The organism is Oscillatoria nigro-viridis PCC 7112, assembly GCF_000317475.1.
In the GTDB taxonomy this organism is placed as follows: domain Bacteria; phylum Cyanobacteriota; class Cyanobacteriia; order Cyanobacteriales; family Microcoleaceae; genus Microcoleus; species Microcoleus nigroviridis.
The window spans coordinates 5,947,690-5,974,066 of sequence record NC_019729.1 but is presented as its reverse complement, the minus strand read 5'-3'; the positions used below and the strand labels follow the sequence as shown (position 1 = coordinate 5,974,066).

23 protein-coding genes are annotated in these 26,377 nt (G+C 45.6%); 11 read left to right on the top strand and 12 right to left on the bottom strand.

What is annotated here, in order from left to right; genetic code table 11:
- The first annotated feature begins 51 nt into the window (after nucleotides 1-51).
- A complete protein-coding gene (locus OSC7112_RS24900; protein WP_015178491.1) occupies nucleotides 52-831 on the top strand; it encodes a photosystem II electron transport protein, Sll1252 family in 780 nt (259 codons plus the stop codon).
- A 104-nt stretch (nucleotides 832-935) separates the two neighbouring features.
- Here the strand turns inward: OSC7112_RS24900 and OSC7112_RS24895 are convergent, their stop codons facing one another.
- From OSC7112_RS24895 to OSC7112_RS34745, 3 genes are all read right to left on the bottom strand, one after another.
- Nucleotides 936-2,414 (bottom strand): hypothetical protein, encoded by a 1,479-nt coding sequence (locus tag OSC7112_RS24895; protein WP_015178490.1) that lies wholly within the window; start codon nucleotides 2,412-2,414, stop codon nucleotides 936-938.
- A gap of 155 nt (nucleotides 2,415-2,569) precedes the next feature.
- A complete protein-coding gene (locus OSC7112_RS24890) occupies nucleotides 2,570-2,770 on the bottom strand; it encodes a hypothetical protein (protein ID WP_150111607.1) in 201 nt (66 codons plus the stop codon).
- 33 nt (nucleotides 2,771-2,803) lie between these two features.
- Nucleotides 2,804-5,995 (bottom strand): CHAT domain-containing tetratricopeptide repeat protein, encoded by a 3,192-nt coding sequence (locus tag OSC7112_RS34745; protein ID WP_015178489.1) that lies wholly within the window; start codon nucleotides 5,993-5,995, stop codon nucleotides 2,804-2,806.
- 527 nt (nucleotides 5,996-6,522) lie between these two features.
- Here OSC7112_RS34745 and OSC7112_RS24870 point away from each other — a divergent pair.
- A protein-coding gene (locus OSC7112_RS24870; RefSeq protein ID WP_150111564.1) for an ISKra4-like element ISOni2 family transposase occupies nucleotides 6,523-7,589 on the top strand; the annotation gives its coding sequence in 2 pieces (ribosomal slippage) (nucleotides 6,523-6,691 and nucleotides 6,691-7,589; 1,068 coding nt in all).
- Nucleotides 7,590-7,833: 244 nt separating this feature from the next.
- Here OSC7112_RS24870 and OSC7112_RS24865 read toward each other — a convergent pair.
- On the bottom strand, nucleotides 7,834-8,622 hold the full coding sequence (locus OSC7112_RS24865; protein WP_015178487.1) for an SDR family NAD(P)-dependent oxidoreductase: 789 nt from the start codon (nucleotides 8,620-8,622) through the stop codon (nucleotides 7,834-7,836).
- 97 nt (nucleotides 8,623-8,719) lie between these two features.
- Here OSC7112_RS24865 and OSC7112_RS24860 point away from each other — a divergent pair, with 97 nt between their 5' ends.
- On the top strand, nucleotides 8,720-10,054 hold the full coding sequence (locus OSC7112_RS24860; RefSeq protein WP_015178486.1) for a hypothetical protein: 1,335 nt from the start codon (nucleotides 8,720-8,722) through the stop codon (nucleotides 10,052-10,054).
- Nucleotides 10,055-10,280: 226 nt separating this feature from the next.
- Here OSC7112_RS24860 and OSC7112_RS24855 read toward each other — a convergent pair whose 3' ends face one another.
- The 4 genes from OSC7112_RS24855 to OSC7112_RS24840 all read right to left on the bottom strand — a co-directional run bounded on the left by OSC7112_RS24855 (nucleotide 10,281) and on the right by OSC7112_RS24840 (nucleotide 14,301).
- Nucleotides 10,281-10,517 carry a 2Fe-2S iron-sulfur cluster-binding protein gene (locus OSC7112_RS24855; RefSeq protein ID WP_015178485.1) on the bottom strand — a complete coding sequence of 79 codons (237 nt, stop codon included), beginning with the start codon at nucleotides 10,515-10,517 and terminating at the stop codon, nucleotides 10,281-10,283.
- 89 nt (nucleotides 10,518-10,606) lie between these two features.
- Nucleotides 10,607-12,073, bottom strand: a complete 1,467-nt coding sequence (gene cobQ / locus OSC7112_RS24850; RefSeq protein ID WP_015178484.1) for a cobyric acid synthase CobQ — start codon at nucleotides 12,071-12,073, stop codon at nucleotides 10,607-10,609.
- A 46-nt stretch (nucleotides 12,074-12,119) separates the two neighbouring features.
- Entirely contained in the window at nucleotides 12,120-12,338 is a 219-nt protein-coding gene (locus OSC7112_RS38600; RefSeq protein WP_051041609.1) for a hypothetical protein, read from the bottom strand.
- Nucleotides 12,339-12,687: 349 nt separating this feature from the next.
- Entirely contained in the window at nucleotides 12,688-14,301 is a 1,614-nt protein-coding gene (locus tag OSC7112_RS24840; RefSeq protein WP_015178483.1) for a Ycf66 family protein, read from the bottom strand.
- Between the two features lie 201 nt (nucleotides 14,302-14,502).
- Between OSC7112_RS24840 and OSC7112_RS41940 the strand changes: the two genes are divergently transcribed.
- From OSC7112_RS41940 to OSC7112_RS24830, 3 genes are all read left to right on the top strand, one after another.
- Nucleotides 14,503-14,625, top strand: coding sequence for a hypothetical protein (locus OSC7112_RS41940; protein ID WP_263053554.1), 123 nt, complete (start codon nucleotides 14,503-14,505; stop codon nucleotides 14,623-14,625).
- Between the two features lie 47 nt (nucleotides 14,626-14,672).
- Nucleotides 14,673-14,855, top strand: a complete 183-nt coding sequence (locus OSC7112_RS24835) for a QAALIT motif small membrane protein (RefSeq protein ID WP_015178482.1) — start codon at nucleotides 14,673-14,675, stop codon at nucleotides 14,853-14,855.
- 373 nt (nucleotides 14,856-15,228) lie between these two features.
- Complete coding sequence (locus OSC7112_RS24830; protein ID WP_015178481.1) at nucleotides 15,229-15,666, top strand: DUF6918 family protein; 438 nt, start codon at nucleotides 15,229-15,231, stop codon at nucleotides 15,664-15,666.
- Nucleotides 15,667-15,786: 120 nt separating this feature from the next.
- Here the strand turns inward: OSC7112_RS24830 and OSC7112_RS24825 are convergent, their stop codons facing one another.
- The 3 genes from OSC7112_RS24825 to OSC7112_RS24815 all read right to left on the bottom strand — a co-directional run bounded on the left by OSC7112_RS24825 (nucleotide 15,787) and on the right by OSC7112_RS24815 (nucleotide 20,319).
- Nucleotides 15,787-17,289: a nickel/cobalt transporter gene (locus tag OSC7112_RS24825; RefSeq protein ID WP_015178480.1), complete on the bottom strand. Its 1,503-nt coding sequence runs from the start codon at nucleotides 17,287-17,289 to the stop codon at nucleotides 15,787-15,789.
- Nucleotides 17,290-17,550: 261 nt separating this feature from the next.
- Nucleotides 17,551-18,957, bottom strand: a complete 1,407-nt coding sequence (locus OSC7112_RS24820) for a tetratricopeptide repeat protein (protein WP_015178479.1) — start codon at nucleotides 18,955-18,957, stop codon at nucleotides 17,551-17,553.
- Between the two features lie 147 nt (nucleotides 18,958-19,104).
- On the bottom strand, nucleotides 19,105-20,319 hold the full coding sequence (locus tag OSC7112_RS24815; RefSeq protein WP_015178478.1) for a DUF4331 domain-containing protein: 1,215 nt from the start codon (nucleotides 20,317-20,319) through the stop codon (nucleotides 19,105-19,107).
- 620 nt (nucleotides 20,320-20,939) lie between these two features.
- Between OSC7112_RS24815 and OSC7112_RS24810 the strand changes: the two genes are divergently transcribed.
- The 4 genes from OSC7112_RS24810 to OSC7112_RS24795 all read left to right on the top strand — a co-directional run bounded on the left by OSC7112_RS24810 (nucleotide 20,940) and on the right by OSC7112_RS24795 (nucleotide 23,974).
- Entirely contained in the window at nucleotides 20,940-21,509 is a 570-nt protein-coding gene (locus tag OSC7112_RS24810) for a sigma-70 family RNA polymerase sigma factor (protein WP_041623437.1), read from the top strand.
- Nucleotides 21,510-21,653: 144 nt separating this feature from the next.
- Entirely contained in the window at nucleotides 21,654-22,274 is a 621-nt protein-coding gene (locus OSC7112_RS24805; protein WP_015178476.1) for a cupin domain-containing protein, read from the top strand.
- 238 nt (nucleotides 22,275-22,512) lie between these two features.
- Complete coding sequence (locus tag OSC7112_RS24800) at nucleotides 22,513-22,956, top strand: DUF732 domain-containing protein (RefSeq protein WP_223300686.1); 444 nt, start codon at nucleotides 22,513-22,515, stop codon at nucleotides 22,954-22,956.
- Nucleotides 22,957-23,155: 199 nt separating this feature from the next.
- Nucleotides 23,156-23,974, top strand: a complete 819-nt coding sequence (locus OSC7112_RS24795; RefSeq protein ID WP_015178474.1) for a CBS domain-containing protein — start codon at nucleotides 23,156-23,158, stop codon at nucleotides 23,972-23,974.
- A 92-nt stretch (nucleotides 23,975-24,066) separates the two neighbouring features.
- On the opposite strand, the gene OSC7112_RS24790 is transcribed toward OSC7112_RS24795, so the two are convergent.
- Nucleotides 24,067-24,654 (bottom strand): 1,2-dihydroxy-3-keto-5-methylthiopentene dioxygenase, encoded by a 588-nt coding sequence (locus OSC7112_RS24790; RefSeq protein WP_015178473.1) that lies wholly within the window; start codon nucleotides 24,652-24,654, stop codon nucleotides 24,067-24,069.
- A gap of 356 nt (nucleotides 24,655-25,010) precedes the next feature.
- On the opposite strand from OSC7112_RS24790, the gene der reads away from it, so the two are divergent.
- Nucleotides 25,011-26,372: a ribosome biogenesis GTPase Der gene (gene der / locus OSC7112_RS24785; RefSeq protein ID WP_015178472.1), complete on the top strand. Its 1,362-nt coding sequence runs from the start codon at nucleotides 25,011-25,013 to the stop codon at nucleotides 26,370-26,372.
- Nucleotides 26,373-26,377: the final 5 nt, after the last annotated feature.

Genomic DNA, 26,377 nt, shown 5'->3' with positions numbered 1-26,377 from the left:
TTTAGTTACAGCAAGCTTTGGCAATTTCAAATTAGAATCTAGCATTAACTGATGTTACCAAGAGAAGAACTGTTAAAAGGCATCGAAAACCGCGAATGTGTGGCGCGGGCACTAGACCAAGCGGAACAAGCAATTAAAACTTGGGAAGTTACTCAGACTGATTTTCTGTCGCCTCCAGAATTGGCGGACACTCTGACGGTATTTAAGCGCTTGACAGACGTGGAATTAGTGGCTTGGGGCGGCTACCCGCAAGCTGAAAGACAAAGAATTGCGATCGCGCGATCGGATATCCCGATCGACTCTGCTAGCGTTAGCATTGCTGCGGTAGAAATCGCTGGCAATTTCTTGTTCGATACAGCTTCTCACCGCGACTTTTTAGGGGCGATGTTGGGTACGGGAATTGTCCGGGAGAAAACTGGCGATGTGATTGTTTTGGGAGAACGCGGCGCGCAAGCCATTGTCATGCCGGAGATGGTAGAGTATTTGGAGATGAGTTTGCAGCAAGTGCGATCGGTTCCTGTAAAAACTCAGCGCATTGAGTTGAGCGAACTCAAAATTAGAGAACCCAAAAAGAAAGAAATGACAACCGTTGAAGCATCCATGAGATTGGATGCTGTCGCCTCGGCTGGATTCGCAATGTCTCGCAGCAAAATGGCCGATTTAATTGGCAGCGGTGACGTGCGAGTTAACTGGAAAGACGTTACTCAAGCTAGTTATAATGTCAAGTCGGGAGATTTAATTGCTGTTACGGGCAAAGGAAGATTGGAAATTGGGGAAGTTGCTGTTACTAAGAAGGAACGCTATCGAGTCCAGTTAACTCGATATTTGTAATTTATAGCCCAGAAACCGGGTTTTTTCCGAGAATATTGTTACAAAGCCCAAAAACCCGGAAAAACCCGGTTTCTTTGGTTTTATGCGTAAGTCATAAATCCAAATTATCGGAGAAAAGTTTTCCTTACCCACACGGCGATACCCAGCATTAACAAGCCAAATAGCAAGCCAAACAGCAGACTCCAGAGAATTGTCGCAGCAAAGGGATGCAGCGGTAGAGAAAAATCGGGTTGCCATTTAATGGGTTTATCCTTGATTAGAGGATAGGCGGCGGAAAAGATTTGTCCGCCGCCGATCGCAGTTCCGACAAAAAAGATGATATTCTCAAGCTGGCGATCGCGCTTTTTCTCCTCTTCTTCCTTTTGCTTGTATAATTCCATCTGTTCCCTGTCCAATTCCACCTGTTCAATTTCCACCATCCCGCGCACAGTGGATATCGACTGCTGGAACAAATCTTGACTAGCAATTAAGTAGTTGAAATCTATTTCAATTTGCCGCTGATATTTATTCTCAGCCAAATCTAGAAACTTCTTCAAAAAATCCAGATTGTCGCCAGGGATGGACAAACCTTTAATTTTTGTCAAGGCATCACCATAATTTTCAGCATTAGTATCAATGGTATTTCTGTCTTCTTGCAAATACCGCACCTGCTGAGTACAATCAAACATTTTGATGCGGATTTCAGCCAGCAATTGCTTTAACTTCTGCAACTTAACTTGTCTATCTTGTTCCCTTTCTATTTGACTGAATTCGGGAAGCTTCTTTTCTAACTCGCTGACTATTTGCTGTGCTTTGCGATACTTTTTCCTAGCTTCGCCATAGACAAATACGATTTTAGCGCGAGAGCACAGCAGATTCATCAAGTAAGAGTTAAATGTCGGCGTTGCGAATTTCAAAGTTTGGGAATTCTCTTGCAACCATACTAGAAAGTGACACCGCTTAGTCGCATCATCTTCGCGGCTGTCATACTCAAAAATCGGACTACCGAATAACTTTCCCTCCGCGCGAAACTCTACTTGTGATGGTTGTTTATCTTGTACAAAAGCTTTAACCGATTCGTCAGCTAGTTTCCGGTAAGTATCATAAACTGCTGGTTCGGCGTATAATAATAAGGTTTGTCCCAGAGACGGTTGAATTGCATTTGGCAACAGACAACCTTGGGGATTTAATCGAGTTAAGTCCGCTACTTTTATTGTGGCATTTTGATAGTAAAATGTCAAGTCGGCGGTGTAAGTGTCGTGAATTCGCAGCGCATAGATAGAACCATCAAGTTTATGGTGATCTGGCTGAATAATTTGCGGAAACTTCAGAGTTTTTCCACCATCTGGAATTAGCAATTTGCCGTTAGTCAGATTTTCCTGTTCGCCGTCAGGATAATACAGCCCGTCTTTGTAGCAAATTAGCTTGTCTCTGAGGGATTTTAGTTCGTTGATATTAAATTCTTTGCCGACATTATCTGCTAGATTTTCCCACAAGGATTGAGCATTTCTGGCTACTTGTCCGTAGCCTTCGTCGCTATCATCCCGCAGGTGGAAAGGATAGAGGGTAATGCTGGGATTTTTAATTTGCGGTGGTTCGGTCATAATCAAACCTTGTGGAATATACTAATATTATATCCGGTCAAATAAACCGAATTTCCGTAGGGGCGGGTTCACCAACCATATCTAACTATCACCAACAATCTATATAAACCCGCCCCCACCCAACCACGGATTCACGATCGACCTTTTTGATAAAATTAGGGTATGTGCGATCGACCTTTTTGGTAAGTGGCGAGAAACCCGGTTTCTGAGACAAATTTGGGTTGGGTACGAAAAATACAGTCAGAAACCGGGTTTCTGAGATTAGCGTGCGATGGAATTTGTGAGAAATTGGGGGAATGCGCGATCGCATTTCTGTCATTGGGTGGGGCGGGTTTATGCAGATTGTCGCTACTCATTAAAGATTGTTGGTGAACCCGCCCCTACGGGATTTATGTTGGATGATCAACCGATTCCGTCCCCGAATTATCCGTCTCAACCACCGCAGAATCCCCAGACAAACCCAGTCGAATCTTATTTTCCTTCAGCGTTTCGTAAAACTCCCTCACGATTTCCTCCGGTGGATCGCTATCAGTACCACCCGCACCCATTTGATAAATTTCGTTCTCTAAATTCTCTTCTATTTGAGGCTTCGTTTCGCACCAATCCTTGATTGTTTGAGCGATAATATTGATATTATCGGTCGAACCAACATCAATCGCTGATAATTGTTTGACAAATGGCGGCTCGGATATTTTCAATAACTTACTGAAAGCCGCCAGAATTTCTTCGGGTGTGGCATCATCTGGAAGTGACATTACTAATCTCCTTAAATCACTCTTTTCAGTTGACAGCGGTAAAGTTTCGGTTTCGCCAATTAGGGTAAATGCAGCCCAAGCTATGGGACTCGGAAAGCGAGCTTTTGTGGTTAGCATAGCACACCGCAAGGCGGCTGCTCGATTGTCGCCCCGTGCTAAATTTTGGTAGAATTCAGTCATTAGCAACTTGGCTGATATCACTCCCATATTCCACAGGGAAACGATGATGCTGGGGACTCCGGCGACGATGAAGCAGCGCGACAATCCGATGACTCCATCTCCGGTGATTTTACCGCGCCCGGTGCTGCACGCGCTTAATACTACGAGTTCGGAATCGAGTTTTAATTGCAGGATTTCTGCGGCAATAAGTGCGCCGTCGTCGGTGTCTCCTGATGGTGCTAAAATAATCGCGCCGGGGATGCCGGAACCTTGGAAATCGTCGAGGAGTCCGTGGGCGGATAAATGGACGATGCGGGTGTTTAGCATTCTGTCTAAAATGGCGACTTTTGTGGCATTTTCTCCGCTAATTGCTTCGGTTCCTAAAGTTGCGGCAATGGCTTCGGCGGCTTCTTTTGCCCTGGGAATTTGGCGGAGTTTGTAGGGGTTTTCGTTGAATTTAGGGGCGATGGTTGGATCGCCGACAATTAGGGCGGCTTGTCTCAATCCTCGCACTCGGTTTTGATGTTCGCGGGTGATTTCTAATACTTGGATGGATGGGCTGGTGAGGATGGTATGATTTTCGATTAGGTAGCGGTTGTGGCTATCTTGCAAGGCGGCGAAGGGTACTAAAAATAAGTCGTAGTGGGGGATGAAGATGATGGGGGAATTGGCCTCGGTGGGCAGCAAGTCGATGATTGGTTCGATCAGGATTTGATGGAGGAGTTGCAATAGGGGAAAGCCGCCTGTTTCGTCTCGATTGTACTGGGATTCTAGCTGAATTTTGTTGCCTTCGTCGTCGGTTTCATCGGTGCCGATGGAGACGCGGGTTTTGAGGATGATTTGTTTGAGGGTTTGGTTTTGTTGCTTGAGGGGTTCGAGGTTGGCGGCGCGATGGGTGATGTTGCCGTTTGGTTGAATTACCCAGATGTAAATTTCTGAAGAGACAATCGAATATTCAACTATTGTAGAGTTTCTCTCGCGGGCGATTTGTTGGATTTTGGGGATGGATAACCCCTCCAACTCCCCCTTGCTAAGGGGGGGCTTTGAGAGGTTTGCTTCTTCCTCAAATCTTGATAACCCCCCCAACCCCCCCTTGCTAAGGGGGGGCTTAAGAGGGAGGAATTGAGATAACTCTTCTTCCTCCCCTTGATAAGGGGGGGACTGAGGGGGGGTTGTTAATAAGGTTTGTTGCAATAATTCGACGAAGGCACGGGTGCGCGACATTTCAGCTATTTCTAAGGCTTCATCAAATTTAGATTGGGCAATTAGGACTTGTTGCAGCAGGCGATAGGCAGATATTTGGGTTTCAAAGATTGAGGCTTTGTGGTCATTACTTACCAATTCAGAACGCAGAGTTTCATGAATTGCGATCGAGGCGCGAAGTGCTGTTTCAGCTTCAGCATATTGGTGAGTTTTTAGGAAAGTATATCCCAAATTGTTGAGAGAGATTGACTCTCCCACGCGATCTCCGATTTCCCGTGAAATCTCTAAATACTGTTGGTGAAATTCGATCGCCCTCTGGTATTGCCCTAGGCAAACGTAAGCAATGCCCAAATTGCCGAGGGAAGCAGCTTCTCCTTGGCGATATCCGATTTCCCGTGAAATCTTTAAATACTGTTGGTGAAATTCGATCGCCCTCTGGTATTGCCCTAGGGATTGGTAAGCATTGCCCAAACTTCCGAGGAAAGTAGCTTCTCCTTGGCGATCACCTATTTCCCGTGAAATCACTAAAGACTGTTGGTGAAAATCAATCGCCTTCTGGTATTGCCCTAGGGATTTGCAAGCATTGCCCAAACTCCCGAGGGAATTAGCTTCTCCTTGGCGATCACTTATTTCCCGTTTAATCACTAAAGACTGTTGCTGAAAATCGATCGCCTTCTGGTATTGCCCTAGTGAAGAGAAAACAACCCCCAAATTGCCGAGGGAAGCAGCTTCTCCTGGGCGATATCCGATTTCCAGTGAAATCACTAAAGACTGTTGGTAAAAGGCGATTGCCCTGTGGTAGTACCCTAGGGAATAATAAGCATTGCCAACATTGCCGAGGGAATTAGCTTCTCCGTGGCGATTTCCGATTTCCCGTGAAATCTCTAAATCCTGTTGGTGAAAATCGATCGCCCTGTGGTATTGCCCTAGGGATTGGCAAGCATTGCCCAAACTGCCGAGGGAAGCAGCTTCTCCTTGGCGATCGCCTATTTCGCGTTTAATCACTAAAGACTGTTTTAGGAATTCGATCGCCCTGTGGAATTGCCCTAGGGAATAGTAAGCATTGCCCAAATGGCCGAGGCAATTAGCTTCTCCTTGGCGATTTCCGATTTTTCGACAGATAGTTAATGCCTGTTCCCAAGAATGCAAAGCTTCTCGAAATTGACTGATTTTATACTGCTGATTGCCTTGTTGAAACAGTCTTTCTGCTTCCGCTTGTCGGGTGAATGCCACTGAGGTGTTGTCATTCATCCCAAGCAGTATCCCGGCACAATTCATCAACCGATTAGCGTTATTTAGTTGCCCAAATTTTCTAAGATTCTCTGCCTCTTCTAGCATTGCCGCCACCAAGCCATCATCCCGCAATTCCGGCTGAGTCTCTAATACCTCCGCTTCTTCGCCGCTGGGACAGGTTAGCAGTTGATTTATCAGGTTGAGATAGGCTTGTTCGCGTTCTGACTTCATTGCTATTTGGGATTTGGGATTGTGCGATCCATTAATTTATTATCGGTGAAACTCATCTGTTTGGGGCTGGCGATGCCAAGTTTTTTGTAGGGGTTCTTGCATTTGGGCGACAATATTTGCAACACCACGGGGATTTATCGTTTATTCGTCGGCCCGATGGTTTGTCCGTGGGTGCGATGGTTTGTCCTGGGGGTCGTTTATTTGTCCGCGATTCCGCGATTCCGCCAGGGGTTGAAACCCCTGTCTCATAGCTAAAGTCGGTTGAAACCGACTGAAGAATGGTGACAAATAATCGATTACGGTGGCAAATACTCGATTGTTTATTTAATGTGCTTTTCAGTCCTCTTTTAGAGGACTTTCGCTATGAGACGGGGGTTTCAACCCCCGGCGGATTTGTGGGGTAGCGTCGGGGATTTTGGTGACCCGAATGTGCGATCGACTGGGTGCATCTCACTTTGGCGAATATGTCACCAAAGGGTTAAAATGGAAAAGCTAGTAAAATTGCCCAAAAATATGAGGTAAAGAAAATGACACCCTCAGACCAAGAACAGCTAAAAGTCTACTTAAAAGCGGCAGCAGAAATTCTTTACAGAAATACAGCTCCAAGCGAGTTAGAAAGCTTTGATAGCATAGAAAAGTCTCTCCGTCAGAAAATGCTAGAAGAAGTGGGACCAGAACTAGGTAACTTTTTTTTTCAGCAGTATCAGGAATTCAAACAGGAAAACCCAGAAAAATAAAATCAATAGTCGGTTCGCTCGAAATTACCGACAATCAAGCGAAATATTTTGGATTGAAAGCGTATAGTCAATTCAGTCCAATGATGGAAAAATGCTGTCTTTTAATTAGTGCCAACGAATCTTATCAAATGGCAGAAAAAGATTTAGAGATTTTCACCGGAATCAAAGTCTCTCATAGTACATTACAAAGATTAGTCAAACGACAAGAATTTGAATTACCTACATCTAAACAAGGAGTTCAAGAAATTACATTAGATGGCGGGAAAGTCAGGCTACGCAACGACACCAAAGGCGAGGGTTGTTACTGGAAAGACTATAAAGCCATTTGTTTAGATAATGTTTATTCGGGAGCATCTTTTCAAAATAATCAAAATTTAATTGATTGGACTAATAGCCAAAAATTGCGACATCCTATGTATTGCCTAGGAGACGGTCATGCGGGAATTTGGAAAATATTTCAAGAAATAGGAGATACTGAACAAAGACAAGAAATCTTAGATTGGTATCATCTGAAAGAAAATCTTTACAAGGTAGGAGGTTCGCTAAAACGTTTGAAATTAGCAGAAAATATGTTGTGGCAAGGTAAAATAGATGAAGTTATCAATCTATTTAAAGAGATGAAAAAACAAGCATTTAAAACATTTTGTAATTATTTAGAGACTCATCGCTGCCGAATAGTCAACTACCAATACTATAAAGAAGAATCCATAAGTTCGATAGGTTCTGGAACAGTTGAATCAATCATTAAACGAATTGGGTTTAGGGTAAAAATATCAGGAGCGCAATGGAAGATTGAGAGCGTTCCCTCTATCCTTTCTCTTCGCTGTGCTTATCTCAACGGTCAACTTTCAATTTGATGTATTTGCCAAAGTGAGATGCACCCGATCGACTTTTGGGAAAATTTGGATTAGGGGCGATCGAATGTTTGTCCTTGGGTGGGGGCGGGTTTATCTAGATTGTTGGTGGGAATTGGGGATGGTTGGTAAAACCCGCCCCTACACGATCGGGATGTTTGATTGTTTTGGGAAAATTTGGGTTAGGGGCGATCGAATGTTTGTCCTTGGGTGGGGGCGGGTTTATTTATATTGTCAACGATCGCGATTATTCGTCTTTCGCCCGAAACAGCTTTTCTACCGACTTCACCAAAACTTCTCGCGGCATCAATCTAGGCATATTTACGATGATTTGATTGGGAATTCCCCCTGTCACAACATTAGACTCATTTTTTTCTAAAGCTTTCAAAGCATCTCGCACTACTTCCGCTGCTGGAACGAGTTTTTGCCCGCTGCTGGATGCCAAAGCTTTCGGGAATTCAGCTACTGCAGCAAAGTCCGATTCTGTTGGGCCGGGACAAAGGCATAAAACGCGAATTCCTAAATCTTTGTTTTCCGCCCAAAGTGCCTCGCTGAAACTCAGGACAAAGGCTTTACTTGCTGCGTAAATTGATAAGTACGGCATCGGTTGAAAAGCTGCGATAGAGGCAACATTGATGATACTTCCCGATTTTCTTTCGCGCATTCCCTGCAAAAATAAGTGCGAGAGTTCAACTAATGCTACAATATTTAGTTGCACCATTGTTAGTTGTTTCGCAAGCGGGCGATCGGCAAAAACACCGTAATCGCCAAAACCCGCATTATTCACCAACAAATCTACCGTCCAACCTTTTTTAACAACCGTATCAAATACAGCAGTTCCAGCGCCCGGTGCGCTCAAATCTTGAACGATAATTTCGACCCAAATATTGAATTGTTGTTGCAGTTTAGCAGCTAGCTGTTGCAATTTGTCTTCGGAACGAGCTACCAAGATTAGATTGTGCTGGCGTTTGGCTAATTCGGCGGCAAAGGCTGCACCAATTCCGCCAGAAGCACCGGTGATTAAAGCAGTGGGCATGAACTTAATTCGGATTATTTGATATAAAGTTTATATATTTTAACAATTTTTGTGACCGGCAACCTGTAAAGTAATTAAAAGGGAATAGGTGAGTTTTATGGCGCGTCTTACCGATCGAGCTTTTGAAATTTTGCGGGCAGAAATTGACAAGTGCGCGGCGGCTGATAGTCTAGGAGGTGAAGTCTACCGACGGATGGTCATCAAGCGGTTGGAGAAGTTGCGATCGCAAAACGGCACTTTCGCCTCAAGAGAAGAAATCCGCGATACCTTCAAAGACGAATTTCCCAACTTCAGCGAACAAGTTCTCAAAGCTGCCGTCAAAGCCAACCGCCCCCCCGGATTGTTCGGTAAAATCATCTTTGCCGGGAGTGTGCTGGGAAGTGCTGCGGGGATAATTTGGCTGATTAACCTGCCTTTTCCCATGATTCGCTGGCCCGTGGCGAAAACAATGCCGATATTGTTGCTGCCGAGTTTTATGAGTATGGATCGCAATTACCGGCAGGCGATCGCCCTTGTGGAACAATCCGATCAACTAATCAATAAAGCCACTGCTGTCGCTGATTTTGACTTGGGGGAAATTAAAGCAAAAGAGGCTCAAAAACACCTCGACGCCTTGCCTGTGTGGTTCCTCGGCTATTACCCAAAGAGGTACTGCTCTTTTTTTAGCTGCAGTTGGCGGTTTACACTCGATGAATTTCAAGCGGCCCGCAAAAATGTCGGGCGGATGGAGGCTCAGATTTTCCAGCAAAAAAATGCTTTTACTCAGTTAAATCAAGTCGAACAAACTCTCAACGCGGCGAAACAGCAGTATCAGCAAGCCAAAACCGCTGCAGATAGACAAAAAGCGACGGTAAATTGGCAAAGTGCGATCGATCGACTCAATCAAATTCCCGCCGAAACCCTCGCGGGAGAAACGGCTAAGAAAACACTCAAAGCAGCAGAAAGAGACTTTCAAGCAATGGGCGGCGTCGCCACCGGTTCTGTGCAGGCTGACAACTTAATTGAAGCTGCCAAAGAATTTGCTCTCTCCGCCGCCGTCGCCTCCCAAAAACCGCCGCATCCCGCCGCACAGTGGGAGCAAATAGCAGAATTGTGGCAAGAAGGAATTAACAGACTGAAATTGATTCCAGTCGATAACCCGGGCTATCTCGACGCTCAAACTAAACTCGCTGAATATCAAAAAAATTTAGGAACTACCCAGATTAGACTGGAAGCTGAAAAAGATTCTGCAAAAGCTTTGCAAGCAGCTAAAAGCTTGTTGGCAAACTTGCAAAAAGATGTGAATTCTCAAAATCCCGGTTACTCCCTCAGCCAGTTGCAAGAAATTATCAATCAATTAGAATCCGTCAAACCCGGCACAACAGTTTATCCCGAATCCCAAAAATGGCTGCAATCTGCTCGCAAGAAACAGCAAGAATGGCAAAAAAATTAGTCAGTTGACTGTTGACTGTTGACTGTTGACTGTTAACTAATGACTAATGATATCATGTCCGAGCGAGTGACCGCGATTAAAAGGGCGGGTTTTTGAGATTGTCAATTATTGGCCGATATTTTTCGTGAGCCCGCCCCTACCGTATTAGGGGTAATCGACCGGACATAATATGACTAATGACTAATGCCAACAACCAACTGCCAACTGCCAACTGACAACTAGCAAATTACCAAGTCGGGTCAACATACAGATTAATTGTCACTTGCTTTTTTCCGGAAGGGATGCCGGAAATACAAGCACAAATCGTATCTCCGTCATCAATTTCTACTTCGCAAGCGTGACAAGAACCCATGAGGCAGCCGGTAGGAATAGAAACCCCTGCACGTTTGGCTACATCTAGCAAAAGCTCTCCTGGTTCAGCTTCAACTGTCACGTTATCAGGTAAAAAACAAACTTTGGTCATTGAATTTGAACCTCAACTCTAACAAACAATAGTTAACAGTTAACTGTTGACTGTTGACTGCTAACAAACAATAGTCAACAGTTAACTAATTAACCTAAAATATGCTTTATATCTAAATGCTTTTCCACTGTATCTGCTAGAGAGTCTAACAGAGTTTCTCGGTGTTCTCGGTAATTAGGAATACCTGTAGGCAATGCGCGGAGTCCCCGCTGCTGCCGCAAGTGATTTAACCAAGCTCGCCGCCAAGCTCCGTTGTCAAAGATGCCGTGCAGGTATGTACCCCAAATTGATTGAGAAGTATTGACAATGCCTAAACTAGCATCGTCAAATAGCGGTTGAGTCAAATCTGACTCTAGGATTTGCGTTTTTCCTTGATGAATTTCGTAACCGGAAACTGGCAAACCCGGTTGAGGATAGTTAGATGTTACGATTCGTTGGCGCGCAATTTTGTTCGGTGCCATCGCAGTTTTCAAAGGCAGCAATCCCAATCCTGGAAATTCTCCCTTTTCTCCCTCAATGCCTTCTTTATCGGTGATACTTTGTCCCAGCATCTGAAAGCCGCCGCAAACTCCCATGACTGTACCGCCTGCTACTAAATAATTTTGAATAGCTTTTGCCATACCTGTTTGGCGCAGCACGTGCAAATCGGAAATTGTAGTTTTAGAGCCTGGTAAAATCACGGCGTCTGGATGGCCTAAAGTGTCTTTTGGGCTGACATATTTAACGGTGACGGAAGTTTCCGATTCTAAGGGGTCAAAGTCGGTAAAATTGGAAATTCGGGGCAGGCGGATGACCGAAATATTGATGTCGGTTTGAGAATTGGGAGAACGCCGATCGAGCAAATCGAGAGAATCTTCTGAAGGAAACACTTCGTCTATCCAAGGAATCACCCCAACTACCGGGATTCCCGTCCTTTCTTCTAGCCAAGTCAGACCCGGATCTAAGATCGATTTTTGCCCTCGGAACTTATTAATAATGAATCCTTTAATTAAAGCTCGTTCGTCTGGATCGAGCAATTCCAAAGTACCGATAATGTGAGCAAAAGCACCGCCGCGATCGATATCGACTACTAGCAAAGTTCGAGCCTTTAAATATTTAGCTACCCGCATATTTGTTAAATCGCGGTGTTTGAGATTAATCTCAGCAGGGCTACCGGCTCCCTCACACACAATCATGTCAAATTCTTGGCAGAGAAATTCTAAAGAGTCCCGAATAGCTTGCCAGCCGAGATCGAAATACTGCTCGTAATATTGAGATGCTCGCACATTGGCGATCGCCCGGCCCTTGACAATCAATTGAGAAGTCATGTCTCCTTGTGGCTTGAGCAAAATCGGATTCATTTCTACCCAAGGTGCGACGCCCGCAGCCCAAGCTTGTACTGCTTGAGCGTAACCAATCTCTCCGCCGGCCGCTGTGACATAGGAATTCAGTGCCATATTCTGACCTTTAAACGGAGTTACCCGCCAGCCTCGCCGAGAAAAGATTCGACACAAAGCTGCCACGAGTAAAGATTTCCCTGCGTGAGATGTTGTTCCCACGACCATAATTGCTTTCATAATATTAAGGGAGAAGGAAGTTCGGCAACGAAGCAGTGTAAGGGATTTAATATCTATTCCGGTTGCACCGTCCGTGATTGTTGATTGTTGACTGTTGATTGTTGAGTGTTGACTGTTGATTGTTGACTGTTGACTGTTGATTGTTGACTGTTGATTGTTGACTGTTGACTGTTGACTGTTGACTGTTGACTGTTGACTGTTGACTGTTGACTGTTGACTGTTGACTGTTGACTGTTGACTGTTGACTGGGCGTCGAAAAACTCAATGGTTGAGTGTTAACTGTTGACTCGATTTTATGATTCCGATGCAACCGGAAACGATCTAAGGATCGCGAATTAAATAATTTACACTCTTGAAAGTGGGGTTGGCTCTTATAGCCTGCCCTTTCTGGACGGGCGGGACGCCCATCCCACAAGTACCATTAAAATTGTAAGTTATTTCATTCTCATTCCTAACAGATATAAAGGATTTAACCGGTGGATGTTCAGGGCAGAAGTCAAGCGTCAAGAAGGAAGAAAGAGGGCAGAAGAAAAAAGTAAGAAGTAAAAAGTAAAAAGTAAGAAGGCAGAAGGCAGAATAAAAAAAATTCTGGTTTCTACCTTTTGCTTTTTGGCTCAAGATGACGGCTTATCTTCGCCGGATAGATTCTCAGACTTGGATTCAGTGGCCGGTTTAGCAGTTTCGACTAGATTCGGAGCGGGATGATTCGGGGGACTCAATTCAGTTTTGTCTGCCTCAGAAGAGAGTTCTTCACCTGTAGATTCGATCGAGATAACTGTTACTGAAACTGCTTCTACCTGCGCGCTCAATTCGGATTCTCCCGATGCTTCCATCTCCACAGGCGCTACTGAAACCATTTCCACCACAGTCATTTCTATAGATGCTGGTGGGGCTTCTGCTTCCGGTACGCCTGCTGCTGCTTCCGGTTCACCAACTGCTGCCAGCGGTGTCTGGGTTTCCAGAGATACAGCAGGGGCTTCTGCTTCTGGTACGCCTGCTGCTGCTTCCGGTTCACCAACCGCAGCCAGCGGTGTCTGGGTTTGGGCGGACGATCGATCTTCGATCGGAGTTTCCCCTATTTTCTCAGAACTCGCGGTTTCTGTGGCCATCAAATCGGCCATTGCTTCAACGTCGGTGGGAAACGGCACTCCAAGGCTTGTTTCCACAACGATGTTGCTGGTTTCGGCTGCCACTTCCGCAGCCGCCTCGGCTAATTCGGATTCGAGAACTTGGTCGATACCCGGTGCAGGAGTTGCCGTTATTTGAGATTCAGGTGCGATCGATTCTGGAGTCGCTGAAGGTTTTGGCGTCTGGGGAGTTGCATCAGACTTATTTTTACCCGCACCGCGTCCCAACATACCGCCGAGACTATTTTTGATATTGCCGAACAGGCTTGCGAAACCGCCGGATTTTTTAGCTGGTTGAGGAGGATTAGGAGGAGTAGGGGCTGCCGCCGCTGCCGCTGCCGCCTGCGACTGTTTAACGGCTGTCCTCCATTCTGTTTCCTCGTCAAAATCATCGGCTTCTGGCTGCTGTTGAGGCTCTGGTTGAGCCTCTGCTGGCTCCACACTTGGTGCAACGGCTATTTCTGAAATTTCTAGAGGTAGAGGTAGAGGAGTGAAGCTGCTGGCTGCTGATTCTGCTGGGGGTTGTGAAGTCTCAGCAGCAGGAGTTTCGACTGAAAACACGGGTATTTCTGAAATTGCAGGTGTTTTCGAGTCGGGAATTTTCAAGTCAGGGGCGATCGCACTTTCAGCAATACTTTCAGCTATGGGGGGAATCGCCGGCTGTTCCTCTAGCTTTACCTCGCCCTTATCCACAGAGGGTGCTGGAACCACATCAGTTTTCGGTTTGGGCGATCGAACAAACTTAGGTTTTTTCGCTGCGGGTTCTTTTTTCTTGGCAAACAAGCCAGCAAACGGCACGCCTGCTGCAGCCAAGTTCGCCGACTGAGGAATCGGCGTTTGCTCAGCAACGGGCGTCACCTGGCGGCGCAAAGTCAGAGTTTCCCAGGCAAACCAGCCCAACATCGCCACGCCCGCCATTTGACCAAGCAGGAGAGCACCAGTAATTCGTCCCGCACAAGCCCATAAAATTAACGCATAAAAAAGTCCTACCCCGCTCCAGGTAAAATCACTTTTGCGGTGCACTTCTGGAAAAAAGAAGGCCGCCATGTAAATACTGAAGCTGCCTAGACCGACCGCCAACGCCAGAATGTATGCAAGCATCTTGTCGGTACCTCCGCTGTGTCAAATAACTTCTACGCGCTAATTCTACCTTTGAGAGAGACTCAACGGCTTCTTTCTCTAGGACAATTCTTGATTTGTAGGAAAGTTTGGCAATGAACCAGTGTAAGGGATTTAACACGTTCAACAGATGTTGACGGTAAAAGTGCGAGGAAAGATTTCCCGCTCTCCCCCACTTCCCTGATGCTCATCACCCTCTATCCCCACACCCCCTATCCCTATCACCCCCTGCTCGGTGGTGATATATGTCACTTAACTATGCCAGTGCGATCGCACCAAGCGACTGAGGATGTTTATATGTTGTAGGTGTAAGAGGAATTATGCCCTAGGGCATATGTATCGGAGACAATGCCATGTTAGAAAAACTATTATTAGCGGCCGGCTTAACCTTATCGCTTCAAATATTTCCCGGACTAAGCACTTCCGCGAAATTACCGAAAAATTTGGTATTGCGATCGACCGATCGTCCGGCTCAAACCGTGAAACTTCCCCTCGTTGCAGTACCTGCAGGCATCACGCCGAATGTCCAATCCTAATGATAGGTGCCAGATCATACGTGCAAGCGCGATCGGACTTAGGCAGAGCCTTTCTAATATTTTTTTCGAGCTGTTCTCTTTGTTATGTGACTGTTCACAACTCATCAGTTTGTAGTCAGGGCTTTAGTCCTCATTAATATCACCTAATAAGGACTAAAGCCCTTACTACAAACCGCAGGCTAATAATTAGTAGCAGATAGAACATTAATTTCCATAACATACTAGACAAATCTCAACATTAGGTTGTCTCATAGAGACATTCAAACTTTAAAAATCTTGGGAAACCTTGAGTAAAGGCTCAAAATAGATATATGATGTCAGATTAAGCTTAAAGCTAATAAGCACATTGACTATTAAATCAAGGAAAGTGAAAATGGGACTTAGCGATATTCTCTTGAATGAAAACCACAGAGACAATTTTGTTGATGACTGTGTAAAGTTGATAGACCAACAAGTTGCAGCAGCGTCCGGATTGGGTGGTCTGGCTCTTAAAGCTGCCTACTCTACTGTCAAGGGGATACGGGCGGACTATTGCGCCCAAGTCGTCGATCAACTTCTGCCAGAAATCTCGATCGCACTCGATCCGATGTGGACTGAAGCGAAAAACAATGGCAACCCAGTAGAATATCTAGCCCAAAGAAAAGGTGAAGTAGCAGACGAATTGCTCCAGATAAGTGACAAAAGGGTCGAGAAAAGCACAAGAGCGATGGTTAAAGGCGCCTATGCCAAACTCCGCCCCTCAGCTAAGACTTACGTGGAAAACGGAGTACCGGATTTAGCTGAAATTATCAATAAACATAGTGCGGCTTGATAAGTGAGCAACAGCTAAAAAACAGAATACCCAGATACCCGGCTTCTTCAAGAAATCGGGTATCTAAAATACGACTTATTCGTAAGTTTGTAGTTAGGAGGGAGAGTCCTAATTTAATGCTTATCCATTGCCAATTACCCATTGATTTGCAGCCAATATTTTCAACATCGCCTGTCCGGTAATTCCCAACCCCAAAAACATGACAAACATCGCACTAATCGCAGGCAGAAATTTGACTGCTGTTATCTGTTTGGGCAGTTTATCAAAATTCCGTTTGGCATAAACTAAGATTAACCCGATCGCACTCAGCACCAAAGCCAATCCCAAACTAAACGCTACCACTAACGTCATTCCCAAACCAACATTGCCCAAAGCCGACGCACTCAACAGCATCACCAAAGCGGAAGGACAAGGCAACAAACCGCCGGAAATTCCCAACGCTAATAAGCTTTTCCAAGTAATAGCAGAACCGTCAGCACCGGGAGGCAAATGCGAATGAATCCGGCCGTCTCCGTGATGGTGGTAGTGGTGAGATATATCGGGTTTTACAGGCTTAAATTCTCGCTCCCAAGTTCCTCTACTCAAAAGATTTACTGGTTCTTCACATTCCGCAGTAACGACTTTATTCCTGAGAAACCAGTTTTTATTAAAAACTTTACTTTTGATTTTTTTGATAACTTCCGTCCTCACTACCAACCTAGTTTTGATTTTTTGTAATAGTAAGTTAAGCCCGATGAAAGCTACTAATAAACCTGAGATTAAACTCAGCCAAGGATCTAATTTTTCTGGGTTGATTAAGTTAGAAGCAAACAAAGTAATTCCGCCCACCGCAAACACGCCGGCAGTGTGAGTAATTGTAGTCGTCGCTGCTAGAAATAAAGCGTGTATCGGAGTAGCCCGCGAACCAACTAAATAAGCGCCGACTATGGTTTTGCCGTGTCCGGGCGACATCGCGTGCACGCATCCCCAAACAAATGCTCCCGCTACTGCTAGCAGCAAACTCCAACCTGAATCCCAGATTGATTCATTTCCGGCTAACAAAAACTCGCGGTTTTGCGGCGTAAATACAAAGCTTTTTACAGCACCCGCTTGCACGATCGTAGCTTGACAGCTAGCTGTCACCACTCCAGGCAAAAACAGATTGTAATTAATCCGCAATTTCTCTGATTTGGAGATGGAAATTGAGTCAGGTAAACCGGGGGTTGTATTTTGAGAAGGTGCGGGCCAGGTGTAGTCTAAAATTAAGGTGCTGTGGGTATTCGGCTGCTGGATTAAGCTGGCGGTTTTAGCTGCTATTTCTAGCGGTTTTACTGCTAGGGAGCCTTGAATGTTACTGCTGTTGGTAATGCGAATTTGTTGGCTGAAAAACTTTTCTAGCTGTGTTTGGTGGCTGCGAATTTCAGCAGATTGTAGCTGGCTGTCTCGATTGTCGTCGGCGAAGTTTGTTAAGCCGGTTGGGAAAGTTAATGTTATTTCGGTTTGCAAATCGTTGACTACTATTTCTGCTACGGATAAGTCTGACCAGTGCGAGTAAACTGGTCGGGTTGAGGTTGTTAGTAACAAGGAAATTGTCAGGAAGAATAGGAGAAATAATTTAAAAAATCGGTTCATTTTGTACTGCATAAATACCTATTTTTTTAGTGATTTTCGGATGAATTATTTGTTTTTGTTGTGATTTTTACGGCGCGCTTACCCGCAAGCCCGCCGGGGATTGAAATCCCCGTCTCATAGCGAAAGTCGGTTGAAACCGACTAAAAGATTTTCTACTTTTTAGTGAAATCTTTTAGTCCTATGCAAGAGGACTTAAGCTTTTAGCCAGGGGTTTCAACCCCTGGCGGATTGACGGAATGGCGAACTTGGCCGAATGGCTGCTATTAGCTAATCTCAAAATTCATAACTTCCCAAACCCAATGCTTGGCGAGATCGATCGTCAAAATTCGGGTCAATTTCCTTGGACTTTTGAAAATAAGCGCGAGATTCAGCATCCTTACCTAAAGTCCGGGCGATCGCACCAGCCCGGTAAAACATACCCGCATCGCGAATCCCCGATTTCCGTATTTCGGCCATGACTCGATCGGCCTTTTGCCATTCCCCAGCGGCCGAAAGCGCCCAAGCCAAAGTATCCAGCCCCGCAGCATCCCGCCGAATTTTCACCTCCTCCTGCATTAACGCCAGCGCTTCCGCGACATCCTGCGATCGACCTTTTTCCAGCAGCAAACTCGCCAAATCGCGCCGGTGCCCAAAACCGCGAGATCCCAAAGCCTGTTCCTGCCGCAGCCCGGCTTCTGCTTTGTCGCGAAGTCGCCGGGATTCGATCGCATCTCCCTGCAACTCTTTCACCCTAGCCATACCGCGATCTACAGTGCGATCGAACAGCGTCGCAGCCCCTCCAGAATAGGCAGAAATCTTGCTGTAATAACCTTCCGCCTCCCGATAATTGCCCTGCCGCGTCTCCAAATCCGCCAAATAAATCAGCGCCAGCGGGTATCGCGGCACCAGCCGCAGCGCCTCCAAAAACAGCGCTTTCGCCTGCACAAACTGCCCGCGACGCGCGTAAAATCGACCCAAGAGCGATCGGGCCCGCGCCGAACCCCCAACCTCTCCCGGTTCCTCCGCCGCCATTGCTTGGCGGTAATCCTGCAAAACCTCAGCATCTCGGCCCTGAGACTCTCTCACTAAAGCTCTCAAAGTGAGAGAACCCAAGTTGGGAATCCGGTTAACTAAGGCTTCTGCGGCTGCATTTGCCTCGCTCACTTTACCCATCGCTAAGTGAGAAGTAACTTCCAGGGCGATCGCATCTTCATTATCAGAACCCACCTGTTTAGCCAAGCGCAAAGCAGTAGCAAAATCGTGTCTCGCCTCAGCAATTCGAGCTAAAACTAACAGCGCACCTTTGTTGTCAAAAGGCAAATCGGCGATCGACCTTTGAGCCGCCTGTTCTGCCAATAAAAACCAACCTCCCTCCCCAGTAGCGCGAGCCATTTTCAAATAAGATCCCGCCAGCGCGGCCCGGTTCAAACCGCTGCGGGAATCAACAGCCAATCGCTGCTGGTAAAAAGCAATCTCTTGCTGAATAGCTTCCTTTTGATTGGGATTATTTCTCAAACTTTCCGAAAAATGATAGCGGTAATTACTATCGAGATTTTCTGGACTTTTGTTAGAAAATTTATCGGAAATCAAACGCAAATTAGGAGATAAATTTACTACTATTATCCCAACTAAAGGAACCACTATCAGCAGCCCCCACCCGAAGATATCCGATTTTATTCCTTGTCCTATTTTTGTTTTCATACATCCGCGTTCATCTGCGTTAATCCGCCTTCATCTGCGGTTAAAAAAAGCATTTCCTATCAGTCATTAGCCAAGAATCAATAACTAATGACTAATGACTAATGACTAATGACTAATGAATAATGACTAATGACTAATGACTAATGACTAATTAGGCAAAGCCAAATAAGGAAAATTCGGTTCTAAAGGTTTGTGTCCCTGAGCCGGATTTCCCGGAGTTCCGTTATATGAAACGTTATCGCCAACCGGAGAGCCCACCAAAGCTCCCAGAGTGATATCAATAACGTCGTCCATCAGCATACGACCTCCGATCAAACTTCCTTGAGAATTTGTAGCGCTAGCGTAGCCGCTGGTTTTTGTGGTATCGATCCGCATGACATCGGGTAAGAAAGCTCCGGCGATCGCATTTGGATCGACATTATCCCGACCGTCCAAAAGATCCACAGCATTCAGAGTAGCAACAGCTTCCTGCCGCACGGGAGCAGCAGCAGCGCTCAAATCCGATCTCGGAGGAATATTATTGAATGCTTCCAGATAAGCGGGAGTAACTATCAAACCCTCATTAATTGCAGGTCTCGCCAAACGCTCGAATTGTTTGAAACCGCCAGCTCCATCGCGAATCGAAACTGTTGACCAAACATCAAAAACATTCGCCCCAGTTCCTGCTTGCAAAAACGCTTTGGGAACGCGGACAGCAATTGTATTGACGTTGTAACCTTTAGTAAAGTCGATCGCTTGGTTCGCTTGTTTGAAACCTACTTTCGGTCCCGTTCCCAAAGCTCCAGCCCGAACTCGGAAAAATTGTTCCACATCAAAGAAAAACGGGTCTTCCCGCAAACCGGCAAATACAGTCAAGTTAGAACCGCCCACAGGTACTGTATTCAAAACAGCATTAGAATTCAGCGGAGTTGTGGCAATTAGCCCGCCGTTAACTGTAGTCTTAGTAGTTGTCTCCGAGCCACCGCGAACAACAGTTACAGCTACCGCTTGCATACCTTGATTGTTAGGCGGACTGAAGGCAAACCGCAAGATAATATCCGAGCGTCCAGTAGGTGTAGAATTCACGTCACCTACCTGGGTGATGTGAAATTGGTAGAGGGCTGTAGTGCTGAAATAATATTGATAACGGGCGACAGACCTGGGATTTGAATTCATGGTAAATACTAAATCCCCGTCCGCAGCACCGGAGTTTTGGTCTTTTTCGCGATATACGTACAGGTCAGTTAAATTTACAGCGCGACCTTTGATATCTACTTCGCCGTCGTCGTGGTCGGAAGCGACAATTATCCCTGGAGTTAATAGAGCAATTAGAGCTACTTCAATAGCTAGTATGGTTCGGCGAATTTTTTTTGTGAGCTTCACAGTTAGCACCTTTATTTCAATGAAATTTTTGCACAAATCAATGGTAAATAACCCGCACTCGCGGGTTTTACTTTTGTAGCAACAGGTTGAAATCTGTCAACCTGTCGCGCTTTTGCGCTGTTGCTGAGCCTTCTCCTATTGGTGGTATACGAAGGTTTGGCAATTTTGGATCTGTGCTGCCAGACTAATTTATGTAAAAAAGTGGGTAATTAAGGATTTACTCGTTCCCGGACTATGCTTGGGAATGCCTGCTCGGAGACACGGCTTCCCTCGATCCAATGGAGCCAGAGCATCGCTTATATGGGTTCCCAGGCTCTTCTTGGGAGCGATCGAACAGAGCTTATGACGAGTTAATGGGGCTGTTTTGAGTGTTCAGGCTCCGGGCATTTCTTCGTTCTGCATAAAGCGGATTGCTAAGTCTCCAGAAAATCACTAATTAGGTGCTAAAATTCCAGATGACTTGGAATTTTTACCATTCAAAGCACGACAAAATTAGCCTGAAAAGGCCTACTCCAGTTTGTACCCCAACTTCAAACTTACAATTATGTTCTGTAGTGATATACGCCGAATTTTTAATTTTGGATCTGTGCCGTCAAAACAAAAATTTTGGGTACACTGAAATGACAGGCCAGAAGTCAGGCGATGAATCGCTGCTTTTAGTGCAGATTGCCCGGAAAGACCAAACGGCATTAGCTAAACTTTACGATCGCTACGGTCGCCCAAGTTACGCTCTCGCTTACAAAATCCTGGGTTCGGTAGAAGAAGCTGAAGAAGTGGTAATCGATGTTTTTTCCCAAATTTGGCAAAAAGCAGCAACTTACGATCCTTCTCGCAGTCGAGCAGATACTTGGTTGTTCATGCTTACCCGCAGTCGTTCCCTCGATCGGCTTCGAGCGATGCAGCGAACAGTCCGGGCTGCTGAAGCTTGTCTGGAAGATGCGAAGGTACCCATCTCTAGCGTTGCAGAACCGATGGAAGATGCAATGTTTAAAGAACGCAGCGAACAAGTCAAAGCAGCCTTAGAAAAACTGCCAAAGGAACAGCAAGAGGCGATCGAACTCGCCTACTACCAAGGCTTGACTTGCGCGGCGATATCAGCTAAAACTGGTATCCCGGTAGGTACAATCAAAACCAGAATTCGGTTGGGTATTTCCAAATTGCGTCAAGCTTTGAGCGAACAATTTTTTTAGATTGTCAAAAAACAAAATTAGTTTTTTTTAACATCAATCTAAAATTATGGCATCTCCAATCATCCATCTTGAGTGCGAGGGCAGCAGACCAATCTCAAAATTAAAATCAAGTTAGGCTGAATTACAATTAATGGCGGAAAACAGATGGAAATGATGCCAGACGAAGAGTCTATCATCCTTGCAGCCCTTCAAGCTCTCGATATCCTCGACGAGTCAGAACGCGGCGCATTTGCAGAGAAATTGAAAGAGTCCGCAGAACTTACAAGTGAATTAGCAGCTTTTGAAGCCGCAATTGCCGCGATCGCCTACACAGCCCCCCCAGTTCCCGTCACGCCCGACCTCAAAAACCGCCTGTTCCAGCGCATAGCCGAACTGCCGCCAACCCCAGCAGCATCAGCCAATTTAAAGCCAATTGTTACCTCTCCAACAGAGAACAATGTTCCATCTTTAATCGTGCGATCGAACGATGTAAAATGGAAATCTTATGGAGTTCCCGGAGTTTCGTTTGGCAAGCTTTATATTGACAAAAAAAAGCGCGAAATTACCTGCTTGATGCGACTCGAACCGGGAGTAACATTTCCCCTGCACCGACACGCTGCCTCGGAGGAAGTGTTTGTATTAGAAGGAGACTTAATGGTAGAAGGGGAAATTTGCCATCAAGGCGACTACATTCGATCGGTTCCCGGTTCCATACATTCCTCCCTCACAGAAGGGGGATGTTTGCTGTTAATGAAAACTTCCATAGACAACGAAATGCTCGTCTGATATTATGTCGGTTAAATGGTCGGTAATAATTGTTTTAGCTTGGTGGGGGCGGGTTTATGTAGATTTTTAGTGAGAATTACAAATTGTTGGTGAAACCCGCCCCTACAATTATTTTGGTTAATTGAGTGGACGTAATCTGACCCCGCAACACCCGGATTCATCCGCGTTAATCTTCTGTTAAATATCCCAATTAGATAAGGTAAGTGCTGTGCTAAATTACTGGCGTTTAACTGCTGTTATGTCCGCCGTTATTATACAATTGGTTCCCAGCGATAAAAGCGCGATCGCCCAAGAACGCGAAGGATGTTTTCTTGTCAATTCAGCGGGAGAAGTAATTAACTTAAATTTGTTGTGTTCGCCTCAAGAATCCGACATTAAGCTGACAGGAAACGATGGGAAATTTCTCGAAGACTACAGACGCTTAGCAAAAAGCTACTCTCCCGAAGCAACGGATAATTTACTGCAAGCAATCCAAAGGGCCCCCGGTCAAAAAATTGCGGCCGCTAAAAGAATATGTGCGGAAGCAAAATCGGGGGTTTCTCTGCCGGAAGTTAAATTGAGAGCGATCGGGCAAGCTGCCAGTATCGAAAATCCAACTGTCAAAGAAAGTTTTCTCGCCGATGCGGATATTATTACCACCCTTGCCGCCAACCATTATTGCCCGGAATTAGCCAGTAAGTAATATCATGAAATCTGTAGGGACACGGTAAGGAAGTATCTCAGTTTTGATTTTACAGGAGTGCAAGGGCGACGTTCGCACTCCTAAAAAACCATTTTTACAAAGCTGAGATTCTCCCACAGTAATACGGCGTCTTTATTGGCAGTTACAATATTAATTGTTATTTTGTCGGGCAACGATCGATGAAATTACCAGACACGAGATGAAACATTTAAAATCTAGTTCCGCCGACTTGCGGGATTTATTCAAAGACAGCATTACAGTTAAATACCTCGCGGAACCGCTGAAATCTGTCCCAGCTTGCGAAGATGCAGCCAAATTGCGATCGTGGATGGAGGCCCGCGATTTTGACGTGCTCGGGATTGAAGAAAACGGCACGGTTTGCGGCTATGTAGAACGATCGCACTTAAAGACAGGCAAGTGCAGCGACTACCAGCAAATTTTTCACCCCTCACAATTAATTGCCGCCTCGACTCCTTTGATGGAATTGCTGCCGCTGCTGCGAGAAAAACCGAGATTATTTGTATTAGAAAGCAACAGGATCGACGGGATCGTTACCTGCGGCGATTTGCAAAAAGCACCGGTGCGGATGCTGCTGTTTGGATTGGTGACGCTTCTGGAAATGAATTTATTGCGGATCGTGCGGATTTACTTTCCCCAAGATTCTTGGCAAAAATTGCTCAAGGGCGATCGCATCTTAGCAGCAAAACACCTGTGGGAATTGGGGCGATCGCGAAATGAAGCAATTGACTTAATCGATTATTTGCAATTCTGCGACAAGCGAGATTTAATCCTCACTTCTGCGGAAATAGTCGATCGGCTGGGGCTCAAATCCAAACGCTACGGGGAGCGTTTTTTAAAGTCAGCAGAAGCATTGAGAAACAAATTAGCTCACGCTCAAGATTTAATTAACGGTTCTTCGTGGCCGGAAGTAATTTTTTTAGCTCAGGAAATAGAAGCACTTTTGCAGCGTTGCGAAGAAATTGAAATGGCCGCACCTAATGAAGTAGAGAGCATTTAATCCTCGTCTTTGAGAGAGAGACTTTGTTGGTAGTGTCGCCATTTCAATCGCCTATTTTGATAGAGAAAGGTGCGCCGAAGCGCACCCTACATTTAGTTTTTAATTTTTAGTTTCCTGTTAGTATACTGAGGAACCCAGCCTTGAGCACTGGTGTAATACTGCAAGGCTTTCAAGTACAGCGACGGAGTGAGATAAAACCAATGCTCGGTATTGGCAGGCACTTTAATGTATTCTTCAGCTTGCAGCATTAATTGTACCTGAGAGCCGTTAGAATACACAAACCCAAAAACGCATTCCCCAGCTAAAATGTGAAGAACTTCTGCATCTGTGTGGGTGTGAGTGCGCTCGCTTTGAGTCATCAGCGCGTAAATCTGCTGCGAACCTGGATGCAGAACTTTTAAGTCGCACCACTGATATCCGCTGGCGCGCTTAAACTGTTCAAACTCGCTATTAAATGCTGCGAGAATCTGCTGTTTTTCTGTAACATTGAGAATGTCTTGAACTAGCAGTTCTTGAAACGCCGGATTTTTGTTTGCGGGCAGGGAATCGATCTCAATATTTAAAACGGCCAGTTGATTCGCGATCGCCCGTATATCCGTATATGTTCTACCGTCTTCTAGTTGCAGAACAGCCATATTACCACCTAATGTTTTGAGATTTGAGGAAAATTTAGTTTCCATTTTTAAGCTGCTGTTTTAAGCTTTCGTCAAAAACTAAACTCCTGCTTATTTTCAATCATAGCCGATCGCTAAAATCCTATATCTACCTTCACAATCATCAAAGAATTACCACACATGAGATGATTTGTTGAGTTATTTAAGTTTTATTTCTAATTCTCAGAGTCGGGCTGGGAATGCAGATCCATAGGCTGTGCCTATTTTTTAGGGTTCGATGTTTAAACGGGCGATCGGTAGAACACCGCCTACAGCATGAAAAGACAGAAACACAGGCTCAATCTATAAAATTCCGGTCAGATTAGCTTACAATACAAGACTAAACCTCAAAATTACGGCGCAGCCTAATTGCTGCTACTTTTATGTCTCTACCTATAGTTGCTATTATTGGACGCCCCAATGTAGGCAAATCGACGCTAGTCAACCGTTTAGCCAACACCCAAGACGCGATCGTCCACGACGAACCGGGAATCACGCGCGATCGCACTTACAGACCAGCATACTGGGGCGATCGGGAATATCAAGTCGTAGACACCGGCGGGCTAGTATTCGACGACGAAACAGAATTTCTGCCTTTAATTCGCGAACAAGCAATGGCGGCCCTCGCAGAAGCCAGCGCAGCCATTTTCGTAGTAGACGGACAAACCGGGCTCACCGGCGGCGACGAAGCGATCGCATCTTGGCTGAGACTGCAAAAAGTCCCCGTCATTCTCGCCGTCAACAAATGCGAATCGGAAAAGACAGGACTCACCCAAGCAGCCGACTTTTGGCAATTGGGACTCGGAGAACCTTACCCAATTTCCGGCATTCACGGCAACGGCACCGGCGAATTGCTGGACAAATTAATTACTTATCTTCCCACGGAAGTATTATCAGAAGTTGAGGAAATTAAAGTAGCAATTATCGGCCGTCCCAACGTCGGCAAATCGAGTTTGTTAAACGCATTTCTCGGAGAAAACCGCGCTATAGTCAGCCCGATTTCCGGCACAACCCGCGACGCGATCGACACCTTAGTAGAAAGGAACGGTAAAACCTACCGCCTGATTGACACAGCCGGAATTCGCAAAAAGAAAAACGTTGAATACGGCGCAGAATTTTTCGGGATCAACCGCGCTTTTAAAGCCATCCGCCGCGCCAACGTAATACTGCTAGTAATTGACGCAATTGACGGCGTTACCGATCAAGACCAAAAATTAGCCGATCGCATCAGCCAAGAAGGTCGCGCCTGCATCATAGTCGTCAACAAATGGGACGCCGTAGAAAAAGACTCCGACACCATCTACGAGTACGAAAGAGAAGTCAGAACCAGACTTTATTTCCTCGACTGGGCAGAAATGATTTTTGTTAGCGCCATGAGTGGACAGCGAGTTGAAAAAATCATTGAATTAGTAGACAAAGCATCCGACGAACACAAGCGCCGCGTCCCTACCGCCGTCATTAACGAAGTCATAGAGGAAGCCACAACCTGGCACTCAGCCCCAGTTACCCGCCAAGGAAAACAAGGCAAAATCTATTACGGCACTCAAGTGCGATCGCAGCCACCGACAATCGCCCTATTTGTCAACGATCCCAAACGCTTCACCGAAAATTACCGCCGCTACATGGAAAGCCAATTCCGCAAACACCTCGGCTTTACCGGTACACCAATGCGGCTGCTTTGGAGAGGCAAAAAAGTTCGTGCCACCGAAATGAGTACAACAAACAGAGCACTGCGGGTCAAGTAATTTTA